General features: G+C 60.4%; 7 protein-coding genes. 4 read left to right on the top strand and 3 right to left on the bottom strand.

Going from position 1 to position 12971, the window contains the following annotated elements; all coding sequences use genetic code 11:
• Positions 1–5 precede the first annotated feature (5 nt).
• Positions 6–1559: a hypothetical protein gene (locus VGG89_12075; protein ID HEY1977281.1), complete on the top strand. Its 1554-nt coding sequence runs from the start codon at positions 6–8 to the stop codon at positions 1557–1559.
• Between the two features lie 9 nt (positions 1560–1568).
• On the opposite strand, the gene VGG89_12070 is transcribed toward VGG89_12075, so the two are convergent.
• Both VGG89_12070 and VGG89_12065 read right to left on the bottom strand, forming a co-directional pair.
• Positions 1569–2279 carry a hypothetical protein gene (locus tag VGG89_12070; GenBank protein HEY1977280.1) on the bottom strand — a complete coding sequence of 237 codons (711 nt, stop codon included), beginning with the start codon at positions 2277–2279 and terminating at the stop codon, positions 1569–1571.
• Positions 2280–2324: 45 nt separating this feature from the next.
• Positions 2325–3659 (bottom strand): PLP-dependent aminotransferase family protein, encoded by a 1335-nt coding sequence (locus VGG89_12065; protein ID HEY1977279.1) that lies wholly within the window; start codon positions 3657–3659, stop codon positions 2325–2327.
• 183 nt (positions 3660–3842) lie between these two features.
• Here VGG89_12065 and VGG89_12060 point away from each other — a divergent pair, with 183 nt between their 5' ends.
• The 3 genes from VGG89_12060 to VGG89_12050 all read left to right on the top strand — a co-directional run bounded on the left by VGG89_12060 (position 3843) and on the right by VGG89_12050 (position 9711).
• On the top strand, positions 3843–5198 hold the full coding sequence (locus VGG89_12060; GenBank protein HEY1977278.1) for a winged helix-turn-helix domain-containing protein: 1356 nt from the start codon (positions 3843–3845) through the stop codon (positions 5196–5198).
• 8 nt (positions 5199–5206) lie between these two features.
• A complete protein-coding gene (locus tag VGG89_12055) occupies positions 5207–5845 on the top strand; it encodes a helix-turn-helix domain-containing protein (protein ID HEY1977277.1) in 639 nt (212 codons plus the stop codon).
• Positions 5846–6012: 167 nt separating this feature from the next.
• Entirely contained in the window at positions 6013–9711 is a 3699-nt protein-coding gene (locus VGG89_12050) for a carboxypeptidase regulatory-like domain-containing protein (GenBank protein HEY1977276.1), read from the top strand.
• Between the two features lie 87 nt (positions 9712–9798).
• On the opposite strand, the gene VGG89_12045 is transcribed toward VGG89_12050, so the two are convergent.
• Positions 9799–12971, bottom strand: a 3173-nt coding sequence (locus VGG89_12045; GenBank protein ID HEY1977275.1) for a TonB-dependent receptor, incomplete at its 5' end; no start/stop codon positions are given.

Raw genomic sequence — 12971 nt, 5'->3', positions numbered from 1 at the left:
GACGCGTGGTAGGCACCCGGAAAACCGTGCGTTGGTCGTGTATCCTCGCGCTTGCGCTGTTAGCGGCCTGCGCCGGCGCAACGCAGTCGTCGTTGAACGCGATACCGCCGAGCGTTCCCGCGCCCAACGGCGTCCTTGGACCGCAGCGGCGTTTACACGTGTCGGCAATCGGACGACGTCATGTGTTTCGTCCGCGAATCGGTCGCAAGCACCGATCGCTGCATGGCGCCCCGACTTCCCAAAGCCCACTATTCTACAACGGCGGCGCGGTGCAGACGGCGCCGGTTGCATATCTCATTTTTTGGGGGTTTGACGGCGCGACCGACACGACACACGACCCGTACGGTCTAGCATCGTATCTCACCGGCTACGTGCAGTCGATCCCCGCCAGCAGTTGGCTCGAAACCGTCACGCAGTATTACCAAACCGCCGCCGGCGCGAACGTCTACATTCCAAACGGCACTTCGCTCTTTGGGGGCGCCACGTACGATCCCGTTCCGCCCGCAGCTAAAACCTTTACCGACGCGCAAGCGGCGCAAGAAGCGGTCAAGATTGCGCAGAGCGTCGGCTATAATGCCAACGCGAACTACATCGTGGTTACGCCGCATACGTACACGATTGACGGCTTCGGTACGAACTTCTGCGGATATCATAGCTCGGTGACTACCGACAGCGGGCCGCTATCGTATACCGTGCTGCCGTACATGCCGGATGCGCAATATAGCTGCGGGGAAGGTTCGGTCGACGTCCCTGGAACGCTCGACGGCGTAACGATCGTCGGCGGCCACGAAGTGGCGGAAACCCAAACCGATCCGGTCGTCGGCACCGGGTGGCTCGACGAGAACGGTAATGAAATCGCCGATAAATGCCAGTGGACGGATTTGCAGAATACGCGCTTTGCCAAAAGCCGCTCGTATCCGACGCAGCCGCTTTGGAGCAACGCGTCGTCGAGTTGCGTGCAGAGCTACGCTGCGCCGTCGCCCTCGCCCGCCGTCTCACCGACACCGGTGGCATCGCCGACGCCGGTCGCATCGGCGACGCCGGTCGTTAGTCCCAGTCCCAGTGCCAGCCCGACACCGCTTCGCTCGAATGTTTTGCGCAACGCGAACTTCGACAGCGGCCGGCTGCGGCCGTGGCGCACGTGCCGCTCGAACGCACGGATGCCTGACGCGGCGGTAACGACCCAGCGTCCGCACAGCGGAAGTTACGACGCGTATGCCGGCACGGTTCCCGATCGCTCGGAACCCGACGGCATGACCGCGATTTGCCAGCTCGTCACGATCCCGGCCGCCGCCCACTTGACGGTTTGGATGCGCGGCGTCACCGACGACCATCGCAACGGCGTCTTCCAGTTCGTGCGGCTGTATAACGCTTCTGACACGGTCGTAAAGACGCTGTTCCGAGCCGACGACGACGAGCAGCAGTGGCACGAGCGCAACTTCGATCTCGCCGCCTTCGCCAACGGCCGATACTATCTCGCCTTCGGCATCGAAGAAAGAGCGGACGCTCGCGGCCGCCACGTCGGCCAATACGTCGACGACGTCACGCTGTCACCGTGAAAACGTTCGTCAGTACCGCACGGTTGGTCCGGGCGATCCATCCGACCAACTCCCCACCTGTATCATGAAAATCGTCTGCGGTTCGGGCACGAGGTGATGTCCCGAGTCAAACACGACGGGTGATCCTGGAAGATCCGCTCCCCAACTAGCGCCATCGTCGGCACTGTCGGCCTTAGGTACGTGGAACATAATGTGCGGATACCACGAACCGACGCCGTCGCCGAGATATTGCTGTTTTGAAAGCATGTACGACATCGATCCGGGCTCAGGGGTGGGCAGCGTCATCGCCTTAACTCGAGCGAGCATCTGGGCGCGGCTTAGGCCCCCCAATGCCAGCTTTGTCTTAATGAACGTGTACTGAAGGACCGTCCGCGACGCCGCCGCGTTATAGCAGATCGGCGCGCGGAGCCGCGGATTCCAGAAATCCTTCTGATCGAACGGCGGCGTCCACCCACGCTCCACGATGCACGTGAATCCATTGCTCCCTTTAACCGCCATCTCGTATCCGCGCGCGGTGAGCACCACGACGCTCGCGTCGCGCGCGATCGAGGGCGGAGCCGCACTGCGCGCCAAACGGATCTCCGCGTTCCTATCCATCATGTACCGCGCGAGCGGCGCCATTGCCGGGTAAGGAGCGGCTGCGGGACTCGCGACAATCGGCACCAGCAGTGCCGCCAGCAGCGTGAACAAGCAGGCATAAAAACGGGGTTTGCAGCTCATGCGGTACCTCCAAGCGGTCGTCCGGGATGTAGTGTGATTCACGCCCTACAGCGCCTTCAACAGCGCTTTGACTGCGGTTCTTGCGACCGGCATGGAAGTCGCAGCAAATCCAAACATGAGTCCGTTGAACGCCGAAAGGCCGTGCGAATAACTCGATAGCGGTGGTACGACGACTCCCCGCTCCAGCGCTCGGGCCGATACGTCGCGGTCAGACAGATGCTCCGGAACGTCGGCGATGAAGTGCAGGCCCGCTCCGCAGTCGTGTACCCGTAACCCCGTGCTCCCTAAGGCGAAGCTGAGAAAGCGCCGGCGCTCGTCATAAATCTTTCGCATTCTCGCGACGTGGCGAGCGAAATGACCGCGTTCCATGAAAGCCGCAAGAGCGGCCTGCAAAAAAGGGCTTACGTATCCCGCCCTAGCTTGATGCGCAGCCTCGAGAGTCGCGCACAGACGACGGGGAGCGATGAGGTAGGCGATGCGAATCGATGGTGAAAGCACGTTGCTGAACGTCCCTACATACAGCACGCGGCGACCTTCATCGAGGCTTTGAAGCGTGGGCTGCGGCCGGCATCGGTAGTCAAATTCGTTGTCGTAATCGTCTTCGACGATCCACGCGCCAAACTCTGCGGCCCAGTCGAGCAACGCAAATCGTCGCTCCAGCGATAATGCGGCACCGGTTGGATACTGATGCGACGGCGTTACGTAGGCCAGGGCCGCCCGCCGCCGCGCAAAAGATGCGACGTCGATGCCCTCCTCGTCGACGAGCGCGGGCACGATTTGCGCGCCGGCGCCCAGGAGCGCGCAGCGAAGTTTCGGATGTCCTGGATCCTCGATTACGACGCTGTCATGTGGCTGCAACAGCGCGCGTCCGATGAGTGAAATCGCATATTCAGTGCTCGGAACGATCAGCACCTGATCGGGCGAACAGTCGATTCCACGCGTTTGCCGCAGGCGCTGCACGATGGCGGTCCTCAATCCATCGTTGGCCCAGGTACGTGGATCGTCGCGTAGATCCTCAGACCACTCGAGCGTACTGAGGCTACGCCTGACCAGGTCAACCGGAAAGAGATCGAGGTCGGGAATGCCTGGGCGGAATGGAACGGCGCCGCTCTCCGGAACCGCGTCGGGCTCGCCGGCGACGAACGTTCCGGAACCGCGCACGGTTACGACGTGCCCTTCGGCTTGCAGTTGACTCAAAGCATTCAAAGCCGTGTTGCGCGAAATGCCGTAGCACGCCTGAAGCTCGCGACTAGAAGAGATGCGTTCGCCCGGCTGGAGTTTTCCAGAGAGAATGGCATCGCGAAAGGCCGACGTCAGCTGTCGATGCAGTGGAGTCTCGGACTTGAGATCCAGAACGATGCCTCTGTAGCTTTTAACCATTCAAGTTTTTATAAGCTTTTAAATTCTGCTTGTTTTTATGAAGTGAACGTCACAATATTCATCCATAACTGGTTCTTTCCGAATGTCACCTTGCGTTCGTAAAATAAGTTCAAACGCGTCGATTGGAGGGTGTCCATTGAAGTTCCAGCATTTCGAGGACCTAGCGCTCGGGGTACCATACCTGTGACTGCGGCAACGGTTCAACCGGCTTGGGTCTATGCGTTCGGGCCGTTTAGACTCGATCCGTCGCGCGGCATCCTCGCATATGGGACCGAGGTCGTACCGCTGCCGTCGCGTCTGTTCGAGCTGCTGCTCGCGCTCGTTCGGGCAAATGGATGTATCGTATCGCGTGAGGCGCTCTATGCTCTCATTTGGCCCGAAGGCGGCGTCGCAGATAGTAACCTTTCGCAGCACATCTATCTGCTTCGCCGGGCGCTGTGTGAGCGGGCCAGCGATCGTCTCTATATCGCGACGGTCCACGACCGCGGTTTTCGATTCGTAGCGCCTGTCCGCATCGAAGATGCGGTGCAGACCGCGGGTGCGGTTTCCGAACGAAACGAGCCGCCCGAAGATGCAGTCACTCCCAGCTTATCCGTAATCCACGATTACAGCCGCGCCGTTCGTTCGCTGGAATACGCCACGGCGAGCCATCTAAGCGTGGCGACCCAGTATTTTGAATCGGCGGTACGAAGGGACCCCAACCACGTTCTTAGTTTCGTAGGCTTGGCTCAAGCCCACTTACTACTTGCTCAGTATGGCTACTCAGCCGGACAAAACGAGTTTCCGAAGGCAAAGGATGCCATCGTTAAAGCCCTCCAGCTCGATCCAAGATGCGCCGCCGCGCATGCCGTCCTTTCGAACATCATCCTGTTTTGCGACTGGAACTGGCGAGACGCAAAACGCGAGCTCGACATCGCGGTGCAGCTCGACCCGAAGCACGCAATGGTGCGGTCCAGTGCCGTGTGGCTCTTTGCGTGGATCGGTCAGCACCGGCGAGCGCAGGCTGAGATCGAACGAGCCGTGATGGTCGAACCGTTGTCGCCGCGGCTCCAGTTGCTGCTCGGCAAGACGCTGATCGACGGCGAGGACTACCAGGGTGCGATCGACCATCTCTCCGATCTGATCGAAACGCACCCCGATCACGCATCGATGGCGCGGCGTTACCGTGCAGAAGCGCTGCTTCTGCTTGGCCGGCCGACCGACGCCATTCTCGACCTGTCGCTTCTCCCGGACGACAGAGCCGAGGACCTTGCGTTTCGACTGCCGTTGTTAGCCGTCGCTCACGCCAAGAACGGCGACGTAGAAAAAGCGCAAGAAATCTACGGCGTCTTAGTTTCCATGAAGAAAACCGACTACGTTTCCTCCGGCAATCTGGTCCCGGTCGCGCTCGCCATCGACCAACGCGGCCAGGCTCTCGAGCACTTCGAGAAGGCATTAAAGCGGCGCGAACCGTCCTTGCCCCTTCTTCGATTCTCTCCTTGGCTCGCGAAGATACGGCAATCCGATCTCTACAAGTCCCTTTTGACGGATATCGAATAAGGGGCGAATTGGGAAGCCGAGTATACGGCCAGTATTGCGGTTTCGCGCGTGCGGTCGAGCTGGTAGGCGAGCGGTGGACGCTTATGGTGCTGCGCGACCTGTTCGTCTCGCCGAAGCGCTTTAGCGACCTTCAGCGCGGGCTGCCGGGGATTCCCTCAAACATCCTCACGAAACGATTGAAGGAGCTAGAGGCCGAGGGGATCGTGCAACGGCGCGCTCTTGTGCGGCCCACCGGCGTCGTGTATGAGTTGACGAAAACGGGCGCCGCACTAGAACCTGCCGTCGTGGAGCTAGGCCGTTGGGGAGCTAAGCTCCTCGGGCACCCAAAAAGCGGCGAGATCATCACGGTCGATGCTCTCGTCATTGCGCTTCGATCGACGTTTCAAGCAAAGGCCGCAAAAGGGATAACCGTCGCCTACGAATTGCGCGTCGGCGAGGCCGTCTTGCACGCACGTATCGTGCGCGGCCGGCTGGTCGTAGAACCCGGAACGCTCGCCGATGCGGATCTGACGATGGAGATTGGACCGGCGCTGCGCGACTTGTTGGCCGGAGAGCTCTTGCCCCACGAAGCTGTGAGGAAAGGCTTCGTGAGGATTCGCGGCAACCGCGCGCACCTCGATCGGTTCGTCGAACTCTTCCGCATCTAGCCAACAATACAAAGATAAACGATTCATAAATACACGTATTCGTACGTGCTATTTAACGTTTATTTATTGCAGGGTTCGGCACGAGCGCTCGTTTAACGACTTGCCGTTGCGAACGGTGTATCGTTCGCAGCTGTGCCTTCAGCAATCACTACCTCAGGAGGTAATGAATGATCCGAAGATCCTTCAGGCACGGCGTCACCGCAGTGGTGCTTCTCGTCGCAATGCTTAGCCAGGGAACATGGGCACTGGCAGGCGTGACGGGTGGTCTCACTGGTGTGGCAGTCGATGCCGACAATTCGGCACCCGTTGCAGGCGCGACGGTGACGGCGAACTCGCCGTCCCAAAGCGCAACTGTAACGTCGGATGCCTCCGGCCACTTCTCGTTTCTGACGTTATCGCCGGATACGTATACGGTGACCGTTTCCAAAGGCGGTTACGCAACCGTCAGCGCTCCAGGCCAAATCGTTTTCGCCGACACGGTGCAGACGGTTACGGTGCGCCTGGCAAAAACGCTCAAGACCATCGCTCACGTGACCTCGACGGGCGCAGGCGCGCTCGTCAAATCCGGTACTACGAACGACGTATACTCGGTTAACTCCGCAGCTATTAACGCTTCGCAAGGGCTGGGCGGCGGTGGAAGCCTCAACTCGGCGTACTCGGCGATCGCGTCGGTTCCCGGTGCGTACGTACCGTCGAACCAAATGGGATACTACCAGACCGTCGTGATTCGCGGTGGTGACTACGACCAGGTTGGCTACGAGTTTGACGGCGTTCCCATCAACCGCTCGTTCGACAACTATCCGTCGAGCTCGGCCTCGTCTCTCGGTAACGCCGAGGTTCAGGTCTACACCGGCTCCGCATCGGCCAACGCCGAGAGCCAAGGTCTCGCCGGCTACATCAACCAGGTCATCAAGTCCGGAACGTATCCGGGCTATGCCGACGGTGAGCTCGGTGTCGGCACGCCCACGTTCTACCACAAGGCTCAAATCGAGACTGGTGGAGCGACCCCCGACCGTAATCTGTCTTGGTACGTCGGCGTTGCCGGTTACAACCAAGACTTCAACTACGTGACCCAAGACAACAACCAGAGCGTCGACAACTTTGCCGGCGAGCCAATGTCGGTCATTGGGAACCCTGGCTATGCCGGTGGCGCTTACTACCCGTTGGGAGCGTTCAACTACGCCGATTTGTCGAACTTACAGGTTCGCGATACGGTCGCAAACGTGCACATCGGGATCCCGCATCACAACGATGCGGGTCGCGACGACGTCCAACTTCTGTGGGACAGTGAAACGATTCACAACTTGTTCTACAGCACGACCAACGACATCGTTTCGGGAGCGTGTCCGGTTGGCGGCGCGGCTTGCGCCGAGCAAATCCAAATCGAAGGCCAAGCTACCCCGCCGCTATACACCGATGCCCTGCACTACACGGGCCCGGCGTCGAACATCGGCTCGACGTTCAGTGCATCCGGTCTCAACTCGCTTGCTGGGGACGTCAAGACCTACTACTTCCCGAGCAGCACGAATCGCACCGCGCCGGGTCAACCGATCCCGGATACGGCAAGCGACTCGATCTGGAACGATCAAGAGATCGTCAAGCTGCAGTACACGAAGAACATCGGTTCGACGTCGTTTCTGCGGCTGTACGGCTACACGTACTACAGCGACTGGCTCCAAAACGCTCCGCAGTCGACGTATGCCGACTTCGTCGCCTGCTGTTCGCCGAACTACCAGCTGACCTCACACACGCGCGGCATCAGCTTGCAGTACCAGAACCAGTTCAACACACAGAACTTGCTTGGCTTCGAGGCATCGTTCACGACGTCGAGTACGGTTCGTGACAACAACGCGTTCTACGGCGTCGGCAGCGGCGCGGCCGTGGTCGTCAATGCGGCAGATCCGCTCGACGGCTACTGCTTCACGCCGGGTTCCACCGGCAAGCAAAAGCCGGTGGCCTGCACCGGTCCGAACGGGAACTACCAGAACACGGTCTCGTTCGGCACCATTCAGAGCGGCGCAGCTCCGGCACTCCCGGGCAGTTGCGTCGATCCGAATGTGGCGTCGACGAAGTGTACGTACCTCATGGCCGAAAACGGTCTGAGCCGCACGTACAACGCAGTGACGCCGCGGTTCTTCTCGTCGTCGTTGACCGACGAATTCCGTCCGAGCGACCGTTGGTTGCTCAACCTCGGGCTTCGTCTCGACGACTTCACCTACATCGGCCAGAACACCGATACCGGCTTGTACGCCGGCGAAGGCCCGAATGCTCGTCAGTTCTGGGTGAACTCCTACAACCTGAACACCTGCTTCAACACGGTCACCGGCACACCGTATCAACGAACCACTCCGGGCGCACCGTGCGGAGACCAACCCAATACGACGAACCCGGGCATTCCGTCGTACTTCTCCAACTCGCAGGGCGCGTTCACGTTTCCGATCTGGCAGCCGCGCGTGAGCGGCACCTACACCATCAATCCGGACAACGTTCTGCGCTTCTCGATGGGGCGGTACACGCAAGGTCCCGTGACGGCGTTCCAACAGTACAACCGCGCGCAGGACAACGTTGCGTCCTACGACTGCAACACGTTCTGTAAGTTCGGTCGCTTCGCACCGATCGGTTCGATTCTGCCCGCGAACTCGCTCAACTACGACTTCTCGTGGGAGAGCCACCTCAAGGGCACGGACTGGTCGTTCAAGCTGACGCCGTTCTTGCGTCAAACGCAGGATCAGAACCAGGAGTTCTTCCTGGATCAGAAGACCGGGTTCGTTTCCGGTCTCGACGTCGGCGGCCAGCGCAGCCAAGGCGTGGAGTTCCAAATTTCGAAGGGCGATTTCTCGCGTAACGGCCTTTCGGGACAGCTCTCCTTCGCCTACACCAACTCGTACATCAAGTACGGTACGCTTGCGTCCGGCTTGTACGGTACGAGCGTGTTGACGACGATCAACCAAGCCATCTCGTCGTACAACGCCTATACGGCGGCGTGCGCGCCTGGCGGGAAGTTCGTCGGCAAGCTGGGTCCCAACCACGTCCCGTTCTGCGGTGTGACGAGCTCGGGTGCCGCTGCGGCTCCGTGCTACACGCCGTTCAACCGGGCAACCGGAACCGGCGGCGCCGCGGTGTACAAATGTACCCCCGGTGACGTTGGAAACCCGTACTGGACCAATCCGCAGACGCTGTGGTCGTTGGATGCCAACTATCCGACCTACAGCCTCTTCCCAGGCGCAATGCAGTCCGCGAACGCGGCCTTTGGCGCTCCATACGTAGCGACGATGCTGCTGAACTATAAGCACGACAAGTTCGCCGTTACTCCGTCCTTGCAGTTTGAAGGCGGAATGCGGTATGGTGCTCCGCTGGTCAACCCGGGTATCGACCCGGCCGGCTGCTGGCACACCCTTGCGGGTGTCAGCGGTGCAAACGGAGGCGGTCGTTACGACGCAGCCGGATGCGGCCAGTTGGGCGCGATTCCCGACACGTACACGAATCAGTTCGACGCGTTGGGATCGTTCATTCAACCCAACAACATCGCCCTGAACCTCCAGCTGAGCTATGACGTTAGCCCGCGCATCAATCTAACCGGTGTGCTGGCCAACATCGTTAACACCTGCTGGGGCGGATCGGTCGAGCCCTGGACTTACAACAACGGTTCAATCTGCTCGTACAACCTCGGTGGCTTCGCCGGCGAGATTCTCCCTGTTGGGAACGTGTACAACCCGAGTCACTTCGGTCGCTCGCAGATTCAGCAGTTCGTGAAGTACCCGTACGGACCGATCTTCAGTTCGTACAACCAAAACGGTAACGGGACGACGGGCAACTCGACGTCGAGCCCGTTCAACTTCTTCGTGACGGCGACGGTCAAGATCTAATCTCGACCTGAACCCCTAACGAATAAGGGAAAGGAAAGGCCCCCGCAACCGCGGGGGCCTTTTCTACTCAACGCGACGATCGAGATGCTAGATCTTGATCTGCGCGTTTACGTAGACGTTCCACGGGGTGACGAGGCCGCCGATGGCGCCGTTGTTCCCTGTGCTCGGCGTGTAGCTTTGCGTCCAGGGAGTAACGACTCCGCCGTTGGCTTTGGCATCCGTGATGCCCTTACCGTTGTAGAAGTTGGCCGGATAGGTGGTGGTATTGAGGAGACCGCCGGCCGGCGTGTAACCGCACGTCCACGGCGAGGGCTGATAAGCCGCCGTCCACGGCTCCGGCGTTCCACCGAAGCACGAACGGAACAGATTCGTTCCGGTCGCCGTCAGCTTGATCTTCGGACTCACGTCGTAGGTCAGTTGAAGGTTTCCGGTGAGAATCGCCGGTGCTTCATACGAGCCGATGGCCGAGAAGTGCCCGGTCTGCGGGTTGGGGATGTAGAGGTATCCGAGCGGTCCGAGACTCCCCGCGGTCAGGGAGAGCACATCGCATTGATGCGGATTGGCGGTTGCGATCCCGTCGTGAAGCGAACTGAACTCGCAAGCACGCGGGTCGTAGCCGTTGATGTCCAACGGGCTGCCGTACCAAGCACCGGCCTGGAACTGCACGCTCGGAGTGATCGCCCATTTGCTGTGACGGTAGTTGAGCAGCAGCGTAGCCGTTGCCGGCGAGATGTAGCTGTTCACGGCACCGTTGAGATTCGGGGCAATCGCCGTTACGTAGGGGTTATACCAGCCGTTGGGGTCGAGCAGACCTTGTTCGGGCTGGTTATAGTACGGGTTGCTGATCACGCTGAACGTGTGATTTGGATGCGCGGTGCAAGCCACCCCAACGCCTCCCTTATAACAGGGGGCGCCGCCGCCGGCCTTCGTGAGTGCGTTGTACTGCGCAATCGCCTCGTTGAGCTGGATCGTTTGGTTCGGAATGGTACCGCCGGTGCTCAGACCCACGTTTTGGAACATAACCTTCGAGTTCGTATACGTGAAGCTGAACAAGCCCGAAAGGCCCGGACGGTTGAAATCACCCTTGGTGAACTGGAACTCGACACCGTAGTCGCGGTTCGCGCCGACCGGAACCTGACTCGCGAAATTCGCCCCGATGAACGACGTCTGCTGCCAGTCGTTCACCCACGTGTAGTAGGGCGTGAGCTTCAAGCTCATGTCGGTGCCGGTGATGTGGCGTTCGTACGACAAGTCGTACTGCGCCGACGTGATACCCGGGATCGGATGGAACGGCGAGTAGAAGCCCAGGTTCATCGTGTTGTTCCACACCGAGCGGTCGTCACCGGAGGCGCTCAGATACTGCACCGATGCGGAGATCGGCGGCGCGGCGTAACGGCCGGCCGAGAAGCGCCACACGGTGTCCGGGGATTCGGTGAAGGTTGCGGAAACGCGCGGTTGCCAGTAGTCGAGTGAGTACGACCCGGGCGACGACGCCGTGAAGTTCGGCGCGGATACGCCGTCCTGCGTCACACCGTTGGGATGGACCCAACCTTTAGCAGGCAGACCGGTCAGTTTGCTAACGCCCTGGTTGCAGTCCCCGAGAATATACTCCGCGGGGGCCGGCACCGGTTGACCGGCTTGCAACGGTGTCGTGAAGACTGCGTTGTTCGCAGCCTGCACGCACGTGTAGTTCGCGGTCATATTGGCGTAGAACGCGTCCGCTCCACCCGTGGGATTGGGAAGCCCGTAGGTGAAGTTGTCGTACCGCAGCGACGCGTTGATCATGATCTTGTCGTTCGGACGGAACTGGTCGCTGAGCGACGCGTTTGAGAACTGCGGCTTGACGGTATTGAGCGAACCGGTGACGTCGCTATTCCATAGCGTGTCCCACGTTGCGTTGCCGTTCGCAAAGCCCGTCGGACCGGCGATGGCATTGCTTACCCAGCCGCAGGGTTCGGGGAATCCGCCGGCGGGATTGTCGCACGTCGACCCGTTCCCCCCGACGCCGGTCTGACCCGGCGTGAAGACGCGCGTCGGATGGACCGAGGCTCCAAGCGCGACGTCGTAGTACGTGCTGCTCAAGCACGGCTGTGCTTTACCGCTATGCGCGTCGTAGCACTTGCCGCCGGCCATGTAGCCGATCGGCGTCGTGCCTGCGCCGGCGATCGCCGACGAGTTGTTGAAGCGGATCACGCCGGCTTGGGTGTAGTTGTAGTCGGCCGTGAGTAGGTTTTGGTCGTTGATCTGATCGTTGAAGTCGAGCGCCCCGCCGACGCTGTGGGTCATGAGGTCGTACTGAGCTGACGGCAGCGACGCCGTCAATTCACCGGTTGCGCCGAAGATCGGACCGTTCTGGAGCCAATCCGAGTAGAACGTGTACCCGTAGGCGCGCAGAAATGCCGAGTTGCTCAGCGCGTAGGTGTATTGCAGTTTTGCGATACCGGTGTCGTTTTCGTACGTCTGCAGCGAGTTGTCGTACGGATCGATCGGTCCGCCGAACGCGTGCGCCGGAGTACTCGGCGCTTTGTAGATCGACGGCGTGATGAAGTTCGATGCGCTGCTCGCGATCGGCGTACCGAACGGCAGGTTGTAGACCACTTGGTCTGCGTACGGCAAATACGCTCCGAGCGCCGGGCGTACTGACGGCACGCACCCGGGGCTGGTGAGTCCCGCCCATCCGGCAACCGTTACGGTCTGGCCACAGGTGGGTGGCGCGTACTTTGCGCCGGCATAGGTGTAGAAGAACTGGTTGACCGTTCCGCCGAGATTTGCCAACGAGCTATCGGAGTCGTTACCCAGGGCTGATGCGCTCCATAAGACCTGAATGTCGTCGCGCATACCGTTCTTCTTTGGAATGCCGAAGTGCAGGTTGATGACGTCCTCGCGGTCGGTGACCATCGACGTGCTGGCGCCGTTGCCGCTGTAGAACCCCCAGCAGCCTTGCGGCGGCGTCGTGGCGTTGAAGGCCGGCGCGTTCGCCGGACAGCTCGTCTTGACGCCTTGACACGTGAACGTCGAACAGCCGGCGTAAGACAAGCCGCCGCCGCTGCCGCCGCCCGAGAAGATGTTGTTGGGAGTTTCGAACGGAGCGCCGTTGTCTTGGGTCAGGAAGCGGTAGGCCTGATTGTAACCGCTAAAGCCGGCGTACCAGCTGAAGTTACGATCGGGCGTCGCGCCGCCGACTTCGACTTGCGCTTGGTGATAGAACACCGGCGTACCGATGCCGAGTGTCGCGGAAGCGTATCCCGGATAGGTACCCG

Source organism: Candidatus Baltobacteraceae bacterium, assembly GCA_036488875.1.
Classification (GTDB): Bacteria; Vulcanimicrobiota; Vulcanimicrobiia; order Vulcanimicrobiales; family Vulcanimicrobiaceae; genus JAFAHZ01.
Note: the sequence above shows the minus strand (reverse complement) of the source record. Positions and strands in the feature narration are given on the sequence as shown.